Genomic DNA, 19,790 nt, shown 5'->3' with positions numbered 1-19,790 from the left:
CGCCGTGGCCTGGTCGGACGTCAGGTTCATGCGCCACAACATCGTCAACATCCTGATCTCCAGCCTGATGCTGCCGGTGCTCTACCTCATCGCCTTCGGGTACGGGCTGGACGCCCAGGACGTGGAGGTCGAGGGCGTGACGGTGCCGTACATCGACTTCGTCATCCCCGGCATCATCGCCCTGACATCGCTCTCGTCCTCGTTCTCCTCCACATCGACGAGAATGAACGTCCAGAGGCTGTACTACCGCAGCTTCGACGAGATGATGATGTGCCCGCTGAGCAACTCGGCGATCATCATCGGCAAAACGGTGCTGGGTATGTGCAAGAGCCTGCTGAGCTGCTCCCTGATGTTCATCATCGGATACGCCCTCGAGCCGTCGTACATGAACCTCACGCCGCTGCTCGTCGTCTCGGTGCTCCTGTCGTGTTTCACGTTCTCGCTCCTCGGCGAGACCGCCGCGCTGCTCGCCAAGTCCCATCAGTCCATGGCCACATTCAGCAGCGTCGTCATCACCCCGATGACCTTCCTCTGCGGCACCTTCTTCTCGGTCGCGGCCCTGCCCGGCTGGGCCCAGGCCCTGCTCTACGCCCTCCCCCTCACGGAGGCCAGCGTCTGCATCAGGTCCGCCGCCCTGGACATCTACTCCTTCCCGTACTGGGCGCTGGGAGTGCTCGCCTGCTTCGCGGCGGCGTTCTACCTCATCGACCTGTACCTGATCAAGAACAGGAAGGTCTGAAACCTCTTCCCGCCCGGAAGGGCGGGCCTCTGCCTTTCCGCTGTGCGCCCGGGATCCGCCGTCAGCTGTCGGTGATCTCCTCGATCCTCTCCTCGAACTCGAGGTAGACGTCCTTCAGCTCAGACATCATAGCATCATCGGGGTTCCAGAAACCCCTCTTCTTCGCTTCGTACAGACGTGCCAGCATGGCGGCCATCGCGTAAGGGTTGACGTCCTTGATCCATTCCCTCGTGCCTTTGTCCAGGACGAAGCGCTCCGCCAGGTCGGTGTACATCCACTCCTCGACTATCCCCGAGGTCCCCGACCATCCCATGGTGTAATCGAACAGCTTCGAGAGCTCCTTGGCGCCGGCGAAGCCGTGCTCCTTCAGGCCGTCCAGCCACTTCGGGTTGTCGATCTTGCTGCGGAATATGAAGGCGCATTCCTCGCGGGACGTCCTAAGTTTCAGATTCTGGGTATCGGAGGAATCGCCCATGTAGGATTCCGGCCTCTGCCCCCGGACGGCCTCCACGGCAGCGCTGAAGCCTCCGAGGTAGTCCATGTCGTCGTCCATGTCCAGCATGTCGACGGCGCGCGTGTTGTGGTTCTTCACCGTCGCGTCCATCCCCGACAGGCGCTTCCTGAACAGGTCGGGGCGGGCCTCGCCGGCCTGCCTCCTGCCGTAGACGTAGCCGCCTTTGGCCAGGTAGGCCTCGCCCAGGTCCTTCGTGCTCTCCCACCTGCCGGTCTGGATCAGTTCGCTGACCCCTCCGCCGTAGACGCCCGGAGCATCCCCGAACACGCGGAACGACGCTTCCCTGCGGGCGCGGTCGGGCGGGATCCCCTGCGCGATGGCCTCGACGGTGTCCCGGCGGACGTTGGCCGCCAGATAGTTGTCCTCATCGTCCTCGTCGAGCTCCGCTATCCTGCGTACCCCGTCGTCGATCATCACGCACAGGTTGGGGAAGGTGTCCCTGAACAGGCCGCTGATCCTCACCGTCACGTCGACGCGCGGCCTCTTCAGCTCCGACAAGGGGATGATCTCCAGACCTTTCACGCGGCCCCCGTAGTCCGCCCACACGGGGCGGAGGCCCATCATCTTCAGGATGTAGGAGACGTCGTCGCCGCCCGTCTTCATGGTGTCGGTGGACCACAGGACGACGCCTACGGAACGGGGGTACACCCCGTGGTCGGAAACGTATCTCTCCACCATCTGCTCGGCCATGGCCGAACCGATGTCCCAGCTCGGTTTCCAAGGTATCCCGTCGGGGTCGATGGAGTAGAAGTTCCTGCCTGTTGGGAGGATCTGCGCCCGGCCGCGGTTGGGGCAGCCGGAGGGCCCGGGAGGGACGAATCCCCCGTCAAGGGCCTTCATGACGTTCCCGATCTCGTCACCCATCCTCCTTACCGCCGGGACTGCGAAACCGCACATGAAGCGCACCGCCTCCTCCAGGTCAGGGCCGGCTCCGGGGAACATGCGGCGGGCCTCCTCCAAGGCTTGATCCGTATCGAAACCGGCGCTCTGGGACCTTTCGATCAGGGAGAACACCCCGTCATCGATCTCCTGCAGCGCCTGCCCGCTGACCCTGCCGTCGGGCAGGACCGCGGAGGCATCCTTCAGAAGATCATTGAGTTCGAACCCGAGGGCACGGGCGACGGATTCCCTCAGGGAGGGAACATCGCCGTTCCTGGAACGGACCAGCATGTACACGGTCTCCGCCATCCTCTTCCCGTCCGGGACGTCGCCGAGGATGTGAAGCCCGTCCTTGATCATGGCATCCTTGGCCTCGAGGATGTAGTCGTAGAGGCGGTCCATCTGCGCGTCGAGGGTCTCATCGGAGCATTCAGGCGAAAGTGCCAGGTCCCCGAGCATGTTCATCTCCGCGCACATCTTCCGAACTTCCGCGGAGATGGCCGGGAGCTTGTCCGCCTGCCCCTGGTCCCGTGCCTGCAGGTACTGCTGCACCGCCAGCTCGAGGCGGTTGATCTCGTCGTAGCCTCCGGAGCGGGCCATCGCCGGGATCAGGTGGGTGGTCGTCACCGCGTACTGCCGGCGCTTCGACTGCATCCCCTCGCCCGGGTTATCGATTATGTAGGGGTTGATGTTGGGCATCCGGGAGAGGATGATGTCTGGATCGCACTCCGAGGACAGCCCGGCCGATTTCCCGGGAAGCCATTCGAGGGTTCCGTGGGTCCCGACGTGGATGAGTGCATCCGCCTTCCACACATCCTTGAGCCAGCGGTAGAAAGCGAGATACTGGTGCGGAGGCGCGGTGTCCGGGTCGTGGTAGGCCTCCGAGGTGCACTTCCCGCGGTCCGGCTGGAACCCGATGAACACGTTCCCGTCCATGATGCCGGGCAGGACCAGGTTCCCGTCCAGGGTGTGGATGTCCCCCGGAGGGTCCCCCCACGCATCGATGAATGCTTTCCGCACCTTCTCCGGGACCTCCGAGAACCATTCCGCGTACTGCTCAGGGGACACCAGGTCCACCGCGGCCTTGCGCATCTGCTCATCGGAGTGCCAATTGTCGTCGTTGGTGATCCCCGCCAGGAGCCTGTCCGCGAGGTCCTTGGACCCCTCCGGGACCCAGTCGACCGAGTATCCGCGGCGCTTCATCTCCGCCAGGATCCGGCAGACGCTCTCCATGGTGTCAAGGCCGTACCCTCCGCCCGCCAGGTCCTGCCTCGGAGGGTACATGTAGATGAGGACGGCGACCTTCTTGTCCTTCTCGGGGATATGACGCAGCCTTGCCCATCTCACGGCCATCTCCGCGAGCGCTCCGCAGCGGTCCGGTATCGCGGCCTGCCTGTATTCCCCGTCCTCCGACTTCTCCGTCCCGCAGTAGGGGACGCCGTCGATGTCCCCGTCGTATTCCGGGGAGACGACGCTCATCGCGATGTCCGCGGCCGAGAGCCCGAACGGGCTCTTCCTCCAATCATCCGCGCTGCCGTAGAGGTTTATCGCCTGGATCACGGGAACGCCGAGGCGGGAAAGGAAATCATCGGGAGCCTTCTGCTCCCCGCATCCCGGCACAGCGATGACGGACAGCGAGAACCCCATGGTGTTGATGACGGCGTCGATGATCGGCTTCCCATCGCGGAGCAGATAGGTGTCCACGATCCTCGAGATGCCCAGCGACCCGGTCGCAGGGTCGGGATAGGTGTGCAGGAAGACGCAGACAGGTTCTCCGCCGGCCTTCCGGACCTCGCTGTGCAGGAAGTCTATGGCGCCGGTGTTGTGCCTGATATAGTATGCGTCCACGAACAGGATCATGATGACGGGCCTTCCGGACCTCCCGACATCCTTCAGGCCCTCCTCCAGGGTCAGGGCCTCCTTCCTTCCGGGGACGTACACGCCCTGGGCCGGAGGCAGCTCGGGCGGAGGAACCTCTAGGTCCGGCCTACCGCCGAAGTTCTTCAGGCACCAGATGAGGACCGAACGCAGGTTGGCGTCGCCGCCAACCTCCATCAGCAGCCTCACCCTCTCACGCTCTTCGGCAGGACCGGTGAAGAGGGACCGGTAGGGTCCGTCGAGCTCTTTGCTGACCCCTGCTACGGCTATCGGGATCCGCTCCTCCTGCGCGAGCGATCTGAACGCGTCCCAGTGGCGGAAGAAGGTCACATCCCCATGCGCGGCGACCAGGATCACGCAGCAGCCGCGGGCCTCCGACATGAACCTAGCCAGTTTCTCCGGATCGCTGTCCAGTTCCGATGAGTCGCCTGCCAGAACTTCTATGTCAAATCCTTCTGAACGAAGCTCGGCGACGGGTTTCAGGTATAGGAAGCCGGTATGCGAGCCGATCCCGAGGACGCAGATCCTGTTCATTCCTCCCCTTAATCCGCCGGGCACTATTTATGGATGTATAATCCAATCAACAAATGTGGATTGAGGGCCGGAACGAGGGCCATGAGGTCGCCGGCTCTGTGCACACTATTATAAGCAACATAGTGTATGCTATTTTGAAGGCAGAAGAATGGCAGAGCAGTCATATGTTACTCTGAACGACGGCAGCAGGATCCCCCAGTTCGGACTGGGCGTCTTCATGGTCCCCGAGGGGCCCGAAACGGTGAACGCGGTCAAGGATGCACTCGGCATGGGCATCCGCCACATCGACACCGCCCACGCGTACCAGAACGAGAGGAGCGTCGGCGAGGGCGTCAGGGAGAGCGGCGTCCCCAGGAACGAGATCTGGATCACCTCCAAGCTCTGGCCGTCCGAATACGGCGAGGAAGCGAGCTATGAAGGCGTCCGGAAGATGCTGGGGCGCCTGGGGACAGACTATGTAGACCTGGTCCTCCTGCATCAGCAGGTCGGCGACACCATGGGCGCATGGCGCGGCCTGGAGAAGGCGAAGAAGGAGGGGCTCGTCCGCTCCATCGGGATCTCCAACTTCGACGGCCCCCGCCTCGATAAGATCCTTTCCGAGTCGGAGATTAAACCGTCCGTCATCCAGGTGGAATGCCATCCCTACTGGCAGCAGACCGCACTGAAGAAGAAGATCGCGCCCTACGGGATCAGGATCGAGAGCTGGTACCCGATCGGGCACGGGGATAAAGGGCTCATCGAGGAGCCCCTGTTCACCGAACTGGGGAAGAAGTACGGCAAGAGCAATGTGCAGATCATCCTGAGATGGCACATCCAGGAGGGGAACATCGTGTTCCCGAAGACCACCAACCCCAAGCACATGAAGGACAACTTCGACATCTTCGACTTCGAGCTCACCGATGCCGAGATGGCAGAGATAAGGAAAATGGAAGGGAGGAAGAAGTTCTACAATGCGACCTATGAGGGGCTGGTCAGGAACTTCACCTCGTGGAGCCCCGCAGACTGAAAAAAAGCATCAAGAGCCTGCCTGCCCGCCCTGGATCCCTGCAGGGGACCGGCGGGACCGGACAGGCTCTCTGAAGGGTTCATCAATCCTTCGGACGGCATCATTCTATACTCATAAGCGCAAACTGCTCAGGCCCGGAACGTGCCGATCGCCTCCTGAGCGGCCGTTCCGGGAGCGGACCTGCCTGTGCAGGCCCATCGTCCAAGGGAGAGAGATAGGAGGCCCCGGAGCAGAAGGGACAGTCATGGATGCTCCGGGGCCGGTACCTCCCCGTCAGACATCGTTTTCTAAGAGTTGTACATATCATCCAACTATGAAGATGAGAATCGTCGTCCTGTCTCTGCAGACGGCTGACGCGAAGGTGCTCGCAGCCCCGGCGGAGAAGCTCAGGGAACTGGGGATCGAGCCCGATGTCTATGCGATCAACGCGGAGGAAGCGGACGACGACGTCCTCGTATACAAGGAGCTGGAGGACCGCACGGAGCAGGCGGACTTCGTCTACTTCCGGTGCATGTCGGACACCTGCCGCTTCAAGCGCTTCGACCGCTACAGGAAGGCGCTGGAGAAATGCCCCGGGTGGGTGCTGCTGTTCAGCGGCAACGCCGAGGTCACGCTGATGAACCGCGACCTCTTCAGAGGGAGGGACGATGAATACCGGGAGATCTGCAGGTACGCGGCCTCCCGCGGGCCGGAGAACGACTGGGGGATGGTGCTGTACGCGGCGCACGGGCTCGGGAAGACCGATGCCGTGCCCCCGGAACCGAAGACCCAGAGGAAGGACGGCATCTATCATAAGGGGATGGACAGGAACATCTCGAAGGAGGATTACCTCAGGACCCTCGATCCCTCGAAGATGACCGTAGGGATACTGTTCGCCAGCACCCTCTGGATCTATGACAACCTCGCCGCGGTGGATGCCCTGACCGACGAGATCGAGCGCAGGGGCATGAACGCGCTCCCCGTCTTCTTCTCGGCGGTATCCTACAAGACCGAGGGCGAGGAGGGAACGAAGGCGACGTTCAGGAAGTACTTCCTCAGGGACGACGGCAGCCCGATACCGGACGCCGTCCTGGTCCATACCTCGTTCTCCGTAATGTACAACTCCAGGGAGGGGGAGGGCGTCAGGATCGCCGACGCCGACAACTACTACGCCTCGCTGCTGGGCGTCCCGATGATCCACACCATGACGATAACCGGGGACTACGCCGATTACGAGACAGAGAAGGTCGGCCTCGGCAAGCACGAGATCACCAACAACGTCGCCTTCCCGGAGATCGACGGCGACATCATCGCCGTGCCGATAGCCTACACGCCGAAGAAGAGCGGGATGAAACGGAATATCGCCATCCCCGACCGCATCGAGGCCGCCGTGGACCTGGCATACCGCTGGGCGCGCCTCAGGCACATCCCGGAGAAGGACAAGAGGGTGGCCATCCTCCTCTGGCAGTCGCGCGCGAACTCAGGGGTCATCGGGAACGCCGCCGGCCTCGACTCCGTGGAGAGCATCGCCGGCCTCCTCCGGAGGATGAAAGAGGAAGGGTACAGCGTGGAGAACGTCCCGGAGAACGGGAAGGAGCTCATCGGGGAGATACTGGACAACGTCACCAACGACCTCGATTCCATGTCCTTGGAGACGGTCAGGAAGAAGGCCGCGGACCTCGTGGACAGGGACGACTACCTCCGGGAGTACTCGCAGGTCCCGGAATGGGACCGCGCCATGATGGAGAAGGACTGGGGGGAGCCTCCCGGGGAGATCTGCACCGACGGCAGGAAGATCATCATCCCCGGGCTCGTCAAAGGCAACGTCTTCATCGGCTACCAGCCCCTCCGCGGCATGGCCGACAAGTTCGAGCAGAGCATCCACGACCCGCTGCTGTTCGCCCAGCACCAGTATCTGGCATATTACCGCTGGATCAGGGACGTGTTCAAAGCGGACATCATCATCCACGTCGGGACCCACGGGACCCTGGAATGGCTCCCCGGGAAGAACGTCGGGCTCTCGGCCAAATGCGACCCCGATGTCGTGCTCGGGAATGTGCCGAACCTCTACATCTACATCATCGATGACCCGGGCGAGGGGATCCAGTGCAAGCGCCGCGCCGAGTCGGTGCTCGACGGGCACATGCCGCCGTCGATGGCGCGCGCCGGCAGATACGACGACATAGCCAAGGTGGAGGTCCCGCTGCAGGAGTACTTCCGGAACAAGGGCACGAACGACGCCGAGCGCCGCCGGGAGATGGTGAAGAACATCTACGAGGCCGCCAGGGACGCCAAGATGCTGAACGACCTGGGCCTTGCCGATTCGGATCCGGGACCGGAGGGCTTCGAGCCGTACATCGTGAAGCTCCACGATTACATCTCGGAGGTGAAGGACGCCCTGGTGAGGGCCGACCTGCACGTGCTCGGAAAGGTCCCCGAGAACGGGCATTTCCTGGAGACCGTCTATTCGCTGATGAGGCTCGACAACGGGGACGTCAGGAGCCTCCGCGACGCCTTCGCGGAGGACGAGGGTACGGATATCCAGAGGTGCATCTCCGATCCTTCCGGAAGCCTCCCCTCGGGAGAATTGAACTCCGCTGCCGTCGACAGGATCGACGCCGAAGTGCAGGGCTTCATATCCTTCTGCGATTCGGTCTCGTTCGATGAGGATCAGTGCCTGGCACATCTCAGGGAGCTGCACGGGAAGGTATCGGATGATCTGAAGGGCTCGGTGCATTTCATGTGCTCCTCGGTGGTCCCCAACGTCCGCCGCATGGGGGACGAGATGCAGTGCCTCCTGGACGGCATGGACGGGAAGTACATCCTGCCCGGCCCTTCGGGTGCCCCGACCCGCGGCAATGCCGACATCCTCCCGACCGGGAGGAACTATTACTCCCTGGACCCGGACACCGTCCCGACGAAGGCATCCTGGGAGATTGGGAAGCGGATGGCCGACGAGATGATCGACAAGTACGTCGCCGAGAAGGGGGAGTATCCCCGGGAGGTCGGCTTCATCATCTGGGCGACGGACACCATGAAGACCGGCGGGGACGACATGGCGTACATCCTCTGGCTCATGGGCGTGAAGCCCGTCTGGTCATCCGCCGGCGGGCAGGTCGTCGGCCTGGAGCCGGTGCCCCTGTCCGAGCTCGGAAGGCCCAGGATCGACGTTGCTGTGAACATCACCGGGCTCTTCCGCGACACCTTCCCCAATCTCATCGACATGATCGACGATGCGGTGAAGATCGTGGCCGCCCTCGACGAGGATGATGAGGACAACGCCCTCGCCGCCAACCTGAGGAAGGACATCGTGGACGGCATCGCCGCCGGCCTGACGCCGGACGAGGCCCGGCGCAGGAACTCGGTGAGGATCTTCGGCGCTCCGCCGGGAGGCTACGGCACGGGAGTGAACAAATCCATCGAGACCGGCGCATGGAAGGATGTCAAGGACCTTGCCGACGTCTACATCGATTGGTGCTCCAACGGCTACGAGAAAGGCAATTACGGGCAGAAGATGAGGGACGAGTTCGTGAAGAGGTTCTCCAAGGTCGGCGTAACAGTGAAGAACATGCCTGACAGGGAGATAGATCTCCTGGACTGCGACGACGTCTACGAATACCTGGGAGGGATGAACGCCTTCGTCCGCGCCTACGGGCGGAAGGACGCTGTGACCTTCATGGGCGACGGCTCCGACCCTAAGAGGACCAAGGTCCGCAGCACCAAGGATGAGCTTAGGTTCGTCTTCCGCTCGAAGGTGCTCAACCCGAAGTTCATAAACGGGCTGAAGGAGCACGGGTACAGGGGAGCGGCCGAGATGGCGAACATTACCGAGTACACCATGGCCTGGGGGGCCACCTCGGACGCCGCCGAGGACTGGATGTACGAGGGCCTTACCGACAAGTTCCTGGACGAGGACACCAGGAAATGGATGGAAGAGGTCAATCCGTACGCCGAGATGAACATCCTGAACAGGCTGCAGGAGGCCATCGACAGAGGCCTGTGGAACGCTTCCGATGAATACCGCCAGAAGATCAAGGACCTCTACCTCGAATCCGAGGAGAGGATCGAGGAACTGACCGACAGATGAGTGCGCTTCGAGAGAGACACACCGCCGATAATCCCTCCGGAAGAGAGGCCGGCGGCCGGGCACGCTTCACGGCCGTTTGTTCCAGTCCTCTTTCTCTTCGTCGGAGAGCTTGTCGCCGTACCTGCAGCGGTACTCGTCCGAAGCGGACCCGCGGTAGACGAAGACCGCGAAGATCAGGGTGAAGAACACCAGCGCGGTCGATACCGAGTACATGCCCATCATCCTGGTATCCTCATCGTCCGTCGCCATGTACACCGCGACGATGGCCAGCACCATCAGCAGGTAGACCCCGAACCCGATGGCCAGCAGCTTCTTCTGGCGGGAGTCCATGGGCTCCGCCTTCTCCGGTTCTTTGCTCTTATCGATCACTTTTCCGTCCGCCATGATGAGCCTCCATTGCAAAAACTCATAAGAAGGATGCCTATACTGGATTATTAATCCAATCGATATAGGTCGTTGAAATGTCCCAGGAACCTTCAGTATTCCCATTCACTAGGATCGTCGGCCAGGAGAGCATGAAAAGGGCGCTGCTGCTCAATGTGGTCGATCCGGGCATCGGCGGCGTCCTCATCAAAGGCGAGAAAGGAACAGCGAAGTCCACCACGGTCAGGTCGCTTGACGCCGTCCTCCCTTACCGCACCGTCGTGGAAGGCTGCCCTTTCCGCTGCGAGTACGGCCGGCCGGAACGCTACTGCCCCTACTGCCGCGAGAGGCTGGAGCGCGGGGAGGAGCTGAAGCCCGTGCAGAGCCGCATGAGGGTCATCGACCTGCCCCTGTCCGCCACCGAGGACAGGGTCGCCGGGACGCTCGACCTCGAGCATGTCCTCAAGACCGGGGAGCGGCGGTTCGAGCCCGGGGTACTGGCCTCCGCCAACGGCAACATCCTGTACGTGGACGAGGTCAACCTGCTGGACGATCATCTGGTGGACCTGCTTCTGGACTCCGCGGCCATGGGCGTGAACTACGTGGAGAGGGAAGGCGTGTCCTTCTCCCACCCGGCGAGGTTCGTTCTCGTCGGAACTATGAACCCCGAGGAAGGCGACCTCAGGCCCCAGCTCCTGGACAGGTTCGGCCTTTCGGTGGACATCAAAGGCGAGAGGGACGTGAAGAACCGCGCCGAGGTCGTCAAACGCAGGGTGAAATACGACTCGGACCCCGAGAAGTACATCGAATCGTGCAGACAGGAACTTGACGATACATGTGCCAGGCTCACCCGCGCGAGAGAGATCCTCCCCGAAGTCGAAGCAGGGGACAGCATCGTCGACATGGTCGTCTCTGTGATGATCCATTTCGGAGTCGACGGGCACCGCGCCGACATCACCCTCCTGAAGGCCGCCAAGGCCAATGCGGCCCTCGAAGGCAGGAAGTCCGTGTCCAAGGACGACATCCGCGCCACAGCCGAGCTGGTGCTGGCGCACCGCCTCAAGAGGCGCCCCTTCGAAGAAGCAGGTCTCGACACTGCGGAGCTCGAGAAATGCCTTCAGGACCTGTGAACGGCCTCCCGTTCACCGCCGTCGTCGGGATGGACGACGCCAAGCGCGCGCTGGAATGCGCGATCGTCAGCCCGAGCATCCGCACCGTCCTGCTCAGGGGCGGCGAGGGGACCGCCAAGACCGTTCTGGCCAGGGCGGCCGCCGGGCTCACGGGAAAGAAGATCGTCAACTGCCCCCTGAACGTCACCGAAGAGCAGCTGTTCGGAGGGCTGGACGTCGAGGAGACGGTCAGGACGGGAGTGCCGGCCATGGAAAAGGGCCTCCTCTCCCGCGCCGACGGGAACATCCTGTACATCGATGACATCAACCTGATGGACAGGGGCATGCTGGCCGGCATCATGGACGCCGTCCTCACCGGGACGGTGCGCGTCGAGAGAGGGCCCGTTTCCGGATCCTATCCCTGCGCCACGACCCTGATAGCCACCATGAACCCGGACGACAGCGACCTGTCGGACCATGCGCTCGACCGCTTCGACCTCTGCGCCTACTCGGCGGACTGCACCGGGGAGGAAAGGAGGCTCATCGTCTCCAGGAACGCAGAGCTTGCGTCGGACCCCGAGGGCCTGGCACAGCGCTTCGAGAAGTCCCAGGAGGAAGAGAGGGAGAAGGTCTCGAGGGCCGCCCTCATCCTGCCGATGGTGACGGTATCGGATGAGCTCATCTCCGTCGTATGCGAACTGTGCCAGAAGGTCGGGGCCGAAGGTTCCCGCGGGGACATAGCCATGGTGGAATGCGCCGAGGCCATCGCCGCCCTCAACGGGCGCGACTCGGTCATGAAGAAGGACGTCGAGGAGGCGGCCGTCCTCTGCCTCCCCCACAGGCGCAGCTACGACCGGCCTCCCCCCGAACCTCCCCGGGATCAGCAAAATGAAGATACCCGGCAGGACGACGGGAAGAATAATGACGAACAGAACGAGAGCGAAGATCAGAACGGTCAGAAGAACAGCGGGGAACCTCCGCAGGGCAGCGGGGAACAGCCCCCGAACCGGCAGGATCAGGACACCCGGCAGGACGATGGGGAGGACAGGGACAAGAACGAACCTCCTCAGAACGGCATGCCTGACATCGGCGAGATGCTCTTCGAGATCGGCAGGCAGTTCCGTGTCATAGATTATCTTGATTCGCGCGAACGCGTACCTTCGCGTACGAAGGCCCGCAAGGGGCGCCGCGCCGTGGCCGTCTCCGCCGACGGAACCGGAAGGTACGCACGTGCCAAGATCCCATCCGGGCATCCGTCCGATATCGCGTTCGATGCCACCATCCGCGCAGCCGCGCCCTACCAGAGTGAGAGGCACAAAGACGGGCTGTCGATAGCCATCGAGGACCGCGACATCCGCGAGAAGGTGCGCGAGAGAAGGAGCGGGGCCACCCTCCTGTTCCTGGTCGATGCCAGCGGCTCCCTCGGGGTCAGGAAGAGGATGGCCGCCGTCAAGGGGGCAGTGCTCTCCATGCTGCGCGACAGCTACGTCAGGAGGGACAGGATCGGCCTGATGGCCTTCCGCAGGAGCTCAGCCGAGATGGTGCTCCCGCCGACGAGATCGGTGGAGTACAGCTACAGGAAGCTCGAGGACCTCCCGACCGGTGGGAAGACCCCGCTCGGGGAAGCGCTCGTCCGCGCCGGGGAGTACATGACCTCGTACGCCAGGACCCACATAGGTGAGAGATGCTTCATCGTCCTCGTGACGGACGGGCGCGCGAACGTCCCGGTGGCTCAGGGAGCGGACGCGAACGCCGAAGCGCTTAAGACCGCCGAGAACCTGAGAATCCCCGGCGTGAGGTGGATCGTAGTGGACGCCGGCGCCGGCTTCCCGCACTTCGACAACGCCGAGAAGCTCGCCGCGGCCCTGGAAGCACGCTATTTCCGCCTGGAGGACCTTGACGCCGACAGGCTGGCGGAAGGTGTCAGGGCTGCCGTGGACAGATGAGAAGATCTTCTCTCTTCGCTGCCGACCATGTATCGTATGTCTGTATCCGGAATTACCCAGCGATCGGGAAACGAAAGATTTCAGCGGCCGGCAGGACTCACGAAACGATATCCTCGGAACCGGATCCGGGAAGGGCTTCGCCGGTGATGTCGTTCCTCTTCTTCCAGCACGGGGGATCGGCGTCGTAGAAGGAACCGTAGGTCCCTTTGGCGACTGCAGGACAGCCGCGGCACCACGGAAGGAGCTCGCATTTGGAGCACTTCCTGAACTTCGTGTAATCCCTGTACTTCTCCATCTCGCCGTACCAGAGCTTCGAAATCCCGTCATTGAAGACATTGCCGACCTTTGAATCCGCGACCCTCCTGCAGGCATAGACATCTCCTGTGGGAAGGATAGTGAAGTGCCAGGCCCCGCAGTTGCATCCGTCGTAGATCACCCCGGGCTCGGCATCCTCTGGGATCTTGAACTCTCCCTGCTCATACTGCAGAAGAGTCTCAAGGCAGAACAGCATCCGTCAGCGGACGGGATGCATCAAACAATATTGAGTATGGAGAAGAATATATCCCAATATGGTTGACATATTCATTTCGATATCTATACAGAGCATTCTTGTCAAATAATTCTAGTCTGTTTTATCTACTGCAATTGCCCTCTGTTCACTCATGTCAGCATTCGTCGGAAGAGAAAAGGAGCTGGGTGAGCTCGGGGACATCTACAGGTCCGACCGCAGGGTGTGCCTTGTCACCGGAGAATCGCGCACCGGGACTTCGAGCCTGGTGCGCCGCTTCTGCACCGGGAAGGAATGCATAAGGGTGCAGCTCCCGGAGGGGAGCCCCTCGGAGACCGTCTCCTGCATCACTGAGGCCATCCGCGCCTGCACCGGAGAGAGCGTTCCCGAGGCGGCGACGCTCGCGCAGGCGTTCGATCAGTTGTCCACATATCTTGACGGCGCCCGCGTGATCGCCATCGACGGTATCGGCAACCCCAAGGCCGAATGGTTCGCCCCGGAGCTGGCCAAATTCGCAGAGAAGGCGGCCGAGAAAGGCGACATGCTCATCCTCTGCGGATGGCCGGCCCATGCGGCCGAGCGCACCGCGAAACTCGCTGTGAAAGACATCAGGGTCATCACCATCTGGCCTCTCGGCCGCGAGGACGCCGCTTCCCTCCATCCCAAGATGGAGCCTCTCGACTCGTGCATGACCTATCTGACTGTGGGGGGCGTGCCCGTCTACAGCGCGCTGATGAACAAAGGCACCTATGAGGCGTCTGTCGAGAAATGCTTCCTGGGCCCGTACCCCAGGCTGTGCATGGAGGCGGAGAACCTCGTCAGGAGGTCGTCCGTCCCCTATGATTACTGCTCCGCCATACTCTCCGACATAGCTCACGGCGAGGGAAGGCCGATCGACATCGCAGAGGACGAGGGCATCTCGAGGCAGCTCTGCGACATATACATCAAGAAGATGGAAGCGGAGCATCTCGTTTCCAGGATTGTCCCCATGGGAAGCGCCCCGAAGAAGCCTGTTTACATGGTAACCAGCAGCCTGCTCGCCTTCTACCACGGTGTCATAAGGAACAATCCCAACCTCATATACGCGGACAACCCGGACTTCAGGAACATTTCCGCCGAGACGGGCATGTTCCTCGAGCTCAGGTTCCGCACATTCTGCGCCAAATACCTCAAGCACAAGATGGGCTGCACCAAGACCGGCGGATGGTGGATTGTCGGGGAGGATACCGCGAACATCACCCTTGTCGGGACCGACGGAGAGACCAACTACGTCTGCGACTGCAAGTTCAGGAACGGGAAGGTCGACTCCGGCGCTCTCGACATGCTCATAGAACGGTCCGAGCGCATGCGCGGCCTGAAGAACAAGAAGATGACGCTGTTCTCGATTTCCGGATTCGACAGCGAACTGGTGAAAAGGGCCAAGAAGGAAGGGGTCATCCTCATCGGGCCCAAAGAACTGCTCGTCTGAGAAAACATGACCGGCGGAAGGCCCGGCCGCCGGATCAATCCCTGTTTATCGCTGTGTGCTTATTTAGCCGGTCCTGCGAACGCTGTGATTCGGGCACTGCAGCACCGCTCCCAGACAGCCGTCCGGACCCTATTTCGGCTGTCTCCGAGCCTGTTCTCCGGCTGTTCGCGGTCCGCTTTAAGGTTCCGCGCCGAGGTAGTGAAACCAAGGTGCGGGAAATGGCAGACAGCATCGATAAATTCGAGCAGAGGACGGCCGAGACCCCGAGGGAGGTCGCGGACAGGATGCTCCCGGAGGACCCCGTCTACCGGGAACTGGCAGAGAAAGTGGTGTTCTTCAAGATCAAAGAGATCGAGGGAGCATCGGAGAAAGCGCTGGAGACCAAGGCTCCGGCAGACGCCATCAACCTCGGGCTGGTGGCGGGCATGCAGATAGTGGCCAAGCTCTATGCCCAGAGGATCTACTACCTTCCGGAGGTCATCATGGCCTCCAGGACCATGACCAAAGGCATAGCGGTCGCCGAAGCGAGGATGCCCGGCGGAAGGGAGGCCCGCGGGACGGTCATCATGCATGCGGTCGAGGGCGACCCCCACGACATAGGGAAGAACATCGCCGCGGTCATGATGAGGGCCGCAGGCTATAAGGTCGTCGACCTCGGCAAGGACGTTCCGGCAACCGAAGCGGTGGCCAAAGCGGCGGAGATCAGGCCGCTCTTCATGAGCGGCACCGCCCTCATGACCACGACCATGGACGCCCTTCCCAAAGAGGCGGCCATGATGAAGGAGAAGGGCATCGACGTCCCCCTGATGGGCTGCGGAAGCGCGGTCACCAGGGAGTTCGCCAACTCATACGACCTCGGGATATATTCCGAGAAGGCCCCTCAGACGCCTCCCATCGCGGACAGGCTGCTGGAAGGCTGGGACTGGAAGAGGATACGCTCCGAATGGAACGATATAGTGAAGGAGGCGCAGCGATGGAGGACAGACGCGACGCGATGTCGCACGGAGAGAGGATCAGATGTGCGATCGACCTGAAGGAGCCCGACAGGGTGCCGATGTTCGACACCATGAACTGGTCGATCAACCTGGCGGGCGATAACCTGTCCCGCATGGGGAAGAAGGAGAAGGATGTGAGCTACCCGCAGTGGGTCAGAAACACCGACGTGTTCGTCGAGTCGCAGATACGCGCGCTCGACCGCTTCGGCCATGACTTCGTTCACTCGAGGATGAGCGCCCACATCATGGCGGAACCGCTGGGCTGCAAGGAGCATGAGACCTACTGGGGGGTGCCTGTCGTGGACCCCTGCATCGATGACCCCAAGAAATGGCGCGACCTGCACTTCCCGGACCCTGAGAAGGACGGGAAGATGCCGCAGCAGCTGGAGGCGATCCGCAAGCTCGATAAGAAGCTCCACGACGAACGGAAGGACGACGTGTTCATAACCGGCTTCACCCGCGGGCCCCTGACGCTGGCCGGCGTGGTCCTCGGCGTGGAGGACATGATGGCCTTCATGTTCGAGGAGCCGGACGAGGTGAAGGAGCTGATAAGCTTCTGCTGCGACGCCGCGATAGAGTTCGACAAGGCGCAGATCGATGCGGGCGCGGACCACATCTACACGCCCGACCCCACATGCTCCGGAGACATGATCTCGCCGGAGACCTTCAGGGAGTTCGGGCTCCCTTACGCCAAGAGGCAGTCGGAGGCCATCAGGAGGTACAAGGACAGGTACGCCCACCACTACCACATCTGCGGCCTCACCATGGACCGCCTCGACAACCTCTGCGAGATCGGCGCGAGCTACATCAGCCTGGACTACGCGGACGACCTGGCCGAGGTCAAGAGGAGGATCGGGAAGAGGCAGTGCATCGCCGGGAACATCAATCCCGCAGGCACCCTGCTTCAGGGCACGCCGGAGAAGATCGAGCGCGAGGGGAAGAAGGCGATAAGGGATGCCGCCCCGGGCGGAGGGTACATCTACTGGACCGGCTGCGACTGGCCGCTCGATGTCCCGCTGGCCAATGTCGATGCGTTCTTCGATACGGCCAAGAAGTACGGCAGATATCCGATAGATATCCCCGAGGATCGGTGAAACCGACGGGCGGATGGCCTCTTCCGCAGGGGGCGCCGCCCGGTTATTATCTCACACGATAGGTATAATATCATGATACACAATCGATTATTCATATGATTTTCACAACCGCGAACGAGATTCCCGGCAGGAACTATGAGATCGTCGGCCTGGCCATGGGCAACACCATACAGACCAGGAACATTGGGCGCGACTTCACTCAGGGACTGAGGTCCATCGTCGGGAAGGAGCTAGTCGCATACAACGAGATGCTCACCAAGGCACGCGAGACAGCGATCGAGAGGATGAAGGAGGATGCCGAGGCCAAAGGCGCCGATGCCGTCATCGCCATGCGCATCACCACATCCATGATCATGGCGGGAGCGGCCGAGATCCTGGCCTACGGGACAGCGGTCAGGTTCGTCTGAGCCGTCCTCTAGAACATCATTTCTCCCTCTGATAGAGCTTGTCAAAATAATCCAGACATACTATCCGATTACTATTTCCAGCAGTTCAGCCATCACTGTGCTGATGATCGTAACAACAACCAAAGAGGTTCCCGGGAAGAACTTCATGATCATCGGCATAGCGAAAGGAACCGGCGGAGGAGAGGAACGCAAGAAATCCCTCTCTGAGTGCTACGACGAGGCACTTTCCGATCTCGAGGACTGCGCCCGGCAGATGTATGCCGACGCAGTGGTGGCGGTGAGCTTATCCGTCACCGAGACCGGGGGAGAGAAGCATCGCCGCAACCAGGTGCTGGCCTACGGCACCGCCGTGTCCTTCCTCGACCGAAGAAACATCTTAGGCCGAAGCGTCCGGCCTTTCGGGCGCATATTTTGTTATCTTTGAAAACAGACCGCGATTGCGGCCTGGAAAAATGATCCGGCCCCCGGAGGGACCGGGAAAAGGTTTCAGTCCTTCCTCTCAGAGGTCTGCTTCTTCACGAGGGCGATGAAGTCCTCGGTCCTGAACGACCCGAGGTCGCCCTTGTCGCGGCTCCTGACGGCGACGGAGGTGCCTTCCTCGGCCTCCTTCTCGCCGATGATCACCATGTAGGGGACCTTCTGGAGCTGGGCCTCGCGGATCTTGTAGCCGATCTTCTCGTCGCGGGCGTCGTTCTCGATGCGGATGCCGGCGGCCTGCAGCTGCGAAGCGACCTTCGCGGCATAGTCTCTGCTCTTCTCGGAGACCGAGAGGACCTTGACCTGCACAGGCGCCAGCCAGACGGGGAACTTCCCGGCGTAATGCTCGATGAGGATCCCCATGAACCTCTCGACGCTTCCGAAGACGACGCGGTGGATCATGATGGGGCAGTGCTTCTGCCCGTCGGCGCCGACGTACTCCAGATTGAACCTCTGAGGCAGCTGGAAGTCCAGCTGGATGGTTCCGCACTGCCAGGTCCTCCCGATGGAGTCCTCCAGGTGGAAGTCGATCTTGGGGCCGTAGAACGCGCCGTCGCCCTCGTTGACAACGTAGGGCAGGTGCATGTCGTCCAGGGCATGCCTGAGGCCGTTGGTCGCGTTCTCCCAGTCCTCGTCGGAGCCCATCGAGTTCTCGGGGCGGGTGGACAGCTCGACGTGGTACTTGAAGCCGAACTGCTTGTACACCTTGTCGATGATCTTCACGATGGCGGAGATCTCGTCCTCGATCTGCTCGGGGGTGACGTAGATATGGGTATCGTCCTGAGTGAAGCACCTGACGCGGAACAGCCCATGGAGCTCTCCGGACTTCTCATGCCTGTGCACCACACCGAACTCCGCCAGGCGGAGCGGGAGGTCGCGGTACGAGCGGGACTCGCTGGCGAAGACGATGGTGCTGCCGGGGCAGTTCATCGGCTTGATGGCGTAATCCTCGTCGTCGATCCTGGTGGTGTACATGTTCTCCTTGTAGTGGTCCCAGTGGCCGGACTGCTCCCACAGGTGGCGGTTGAGGATCTGCGGGGTGGAGATCTCCTTGTAGCCGGCGGGGATATGGATCTCCCTCCAGTAGGACATGAGGGTGTTCTTGAGCGTGACACCGTTAGGCAGGAAGAACGGGAACCCGGGCCCCTCGTCGGACATCATGAAGATGCCGAGCTCCTTGCCGAGCTTGCGGTGGTCCCTCTTCTTGGCCTCCTCCATCATGGCGAGGTACTTGTCGAGGTCCTCCTTGTTCTCGAAGGCGGTGCCATAGATGCGGGTGAGCATCTTGTTGTGCTCGTCGCCGCGCCAGTACGCGCCTGCGACGGAGGTGAGCTTGAACGCCTTGCACTGCTTCGTGTAGAGCACGTGCGGCCCGGCGCAGAGGTCGGTGAACTCGCCCTGCTTGTAGAAGCTGATGACGGCGTCCTCGGGGAGGTCCTTGATAAGCTGGACCTTGTAGTCCTCGTGCCTTTCCTCCATGAACTTGATCGCTTCGGCCCGCGGAAGGGTGAAGGTCTCGAGCTTGAGGTTCTCCTTCACGATCTTCTTCATCTCGGCCTCGATCTTGGTCAGGTCGTCTGCAGTGAAGCCGCCTTCGCGGTCCATGTCGTAATAGAATCCGTCGCTGATCGAGGGACCGATGGCCAGTTTGGTCTCGGGCCAGAGCCTTTTGACGGCCTGCGCGAGGATATGCGAGGTGGTGTGCCTCAGCACGGAGAGGCCGTCCTCGGCCTCCCTCACGGTGCCGTCGCTGTATAACGCTTTCATTTGGGTATTCCCTTCCCGCCCATACAACAGGCGTTGGTCT

Annotated in this window: 14 protein-coding genes; 10 read left to right on the top strand and 4 right to left on the bottom strand. The window is 61.7% G+C overall.

Annotation, left to right across the window (positions count from 1 at the left end; translation table 11 throughout):
- Nucleotides 1-4: 4 nt before the first annotated feature.
- Nucleotides 5-739 (top strand): ABC transporter permease, encoded by a 735-nt coding sequence (locus O8W32_07895; GenBank protein ID WII09084.1) that lies wholly within the window; start codon nucleotides 5-7, stop codon nucleotides 737-739.
- Between the two features lie 61 nt (nucleotides 740-800).
- On the opposite strand, the gene cobN (O8W32_07890) is transcribed toward O8W32_07895, so the two are convergent.
- The gene (gene cobN, locus O8W32_07890) at nucleotides 801-4,544 is read right to left on the bottom strand and encodes a cobaltochelatase subunit CobN (protein WII09083.1); all 3,744 of its coding nucleotides are present in this window, start codon (nucleotides 4,542-4,544) and stop codon (nucleotides 801-803) included.
- A 148-nt stretch (nucleotides 4,545-4,692) separates the two neighbouring features.
- On the opposite strand from cobN (O8W32_07890), the gene O8W32_07885 reads away from it, so the two are divergent.
- Both O8W32_07885 and cobN (O8W32_07880) read left to right on the top strand, forming a co-directional pair.
- Nucleotides 4,693-5,550, top strand: a complete 858-nt coding sequence (locus O8W32_07885) for an aldo/keto reductase (protein ID WII09082.1) — start codon at nucleotides 4,693-4,695, stop codon at nucleotides 5,548-5,550.
- A gap of 313 nt (nucleotides 5,551-5,863) precedes the next feature.
- The gene (cobN, locus tag O8W32_07880; protein ID WII09081.1) at nucleotides 5,864-9,616 is read left to right on the top strand and encodes a cobaltochelatase subunit CobN; all 3,753 of its coding nucleotides are present in this window, start codon (nucleotides 5,864-5,866) and stop codon (nucleotides 9,614-9,616) included.
- Nucleotides 9,617-9,682: 66 nt separating this feature from the next.
- Here cobN (O8W32_07880) and O8W32_07875 read toward each other — a convergent pair whose 3' ends face one another.
- Nucleotides 9,683-10,000 (bottom strand): hypothetical protein, encoded by a 318-nt coding sequence (locus O8W32_07875; GenBank protein WII09080.1) that lies wholly within the window; start codon nucleotides 9,998-10,000, stop codon nucleotides 9,683-9,685.
- A 77-nt stretch (nucleotides 10,001-10,077) separates the two neighbouring features.
- On the opposite strand from O8W32_07875, the gene O8W32_07870 reads away from it, so the two are divergent.
- Both O8W32_07870 and O8W32_07865 read left to right on the top strand, forming a co-directional pair.
- Nucleotides 10,078-11,109 (top strand): ATP-binding protein, encoded by a 1,032-nt coding sequence (locus O8W32_07870; protein ID WII09079.1) that lies wholly within the window; start codon nucleotides 10,078-10,080, stop codon nucleotides 11,107-11,109.
- Complete coding sequence (locus tag O8W32_07865; protein ID WII09078.1) at nucleotides 11,091-13,034, top strand: VWA domain-containing protein; 1,944 nt, start codon at nucleotides 11,091-11,093, stop codon at nucleotides 13,032-13,034. The genes O8W32_07870 and O8W32_07865 overlap by 19 nt, the downstream gene beginning before the upstream one ends.
- Before the next feature lie 97 nt (nucleotides 13,035-13,131).
- Here O8W32_07865 and O8W32_07860 read toward each other — a convergent pair whose 3' ends face one another.
- Nucleotides 13,132-13,545 carry an SPASM domain-containing protein gene (locus O8W32_07860; protein WII09077.1) on the bottom strand — a complete coding sequence of 138 codons (414 nt, stop codon included), beginning with the start codon at nucleotides 13,543-13,545 and terminating at the stop codon, nucleotides 13,132-13,134.
- Between the two features lie 151 nt (nucleotides 13,546-13,696).
- On the opposite strand from O8W32_07860, the gene O8W32_07855 reads away from it, so the two are divergent.
- From O8W32_07855 to O8W32_07835, 5 genes are all read left to right on the top strand, one after another.
- On the top strand, nucleotides 13,697-15,010 hold the full coding sequence (locus O8W32_07855) for an ATP-binding protein (protein ID WII09076.1): 1,314 nt from the start codon (nucleotides 13,697-13,699) through the stop codon (nucleotides 15,008-15,010).
- Between the two features lie 218 nt (nucleotides 15,011-15,228).
- Nucleotides 15,229-16,044 carry a B12-binding domain-containing protein gene (locus O8W32_07850; protein WII09075.1) on the top strand — a complete coding sequence of 272 codons (816 nt, stop codon included), beginning with the start codon at nucleotides 15,229-15,231 and terminating at the stop codon, nucleotides 16,042-16,044.
- Nucleotides 15,984-17,099 (top strand): uroporphyrinogen decarboxylase family protein, encoded by a 1,116-nt coding sequence (locus O8W32_07845; protein ID WII09074.1) that lies wholly within the window; start codon nucleotides 15,984-15,986, stop codon nucleotides 17,097-17,099. The genes O8W32_07850 and O8W32_07845 overlap by 61 nt, the downstream gene beginning before the upstream one ends.
- A 95-nt stretch (nucleotides 17,100-17,194) precedes the next feature.
- Nucleotides 17,195-17,506: a heavy metal-binding domain-containing protein gene (locus O8W32_07840; GenBank protein WII09073.1), complete on the top strand. Its 312-nt coding sequence runs from the start codon at nucleotides 17,195-17,197 to the stop codon at nucleotides 17,504-17,506.
- Between the two features lie 103 nt (nucleotides 17,507-17,609).
- A complete protein-coding gene (locus O8W32_07835) occupies nucleotides 17,610-17,930 on the top strand; it encodes a heavy metal-binding domain-containing protein (protein WII09072.1) in 321 nt (106 codons plus the stop codon).
- Between the two features lie 62 nt (nucleotides 17,931-17,992).
- On the opposite strand, the gene thrS is transcribed toward O8W32_07835, so the two are convergent.
- On the bottom strand, nucleotides 17,993-19,750 hold the full coding sequence (gene thrS / locus O8W32_07830; protein WII09071.1) for a threonine--tRNA ligase: 1,758 nt from the start codon (nucleotides 19,748-19,750) through the stop codon (nucleotides 17,993-17,995).
- Between the last annotated feature and the right edge of the window lie 40 nt (nucleotides 19,751-19,790).

It is taken from the genome of Methanomassiliicoccales archaeon LGM-DZ1 (assembly GCA_030168595.1).
In the GTDB taxonomy this organism is placed as follows: domain Archaea; phylum Thermoplasmatota; class Thermoplasmata; order Methanomassiliicoccales; family Methanomethylophilaceae; genus Methanomethylophilus.
This window is presented reverse-complemented; position numbering and strand designations above follow the sequence as displayed.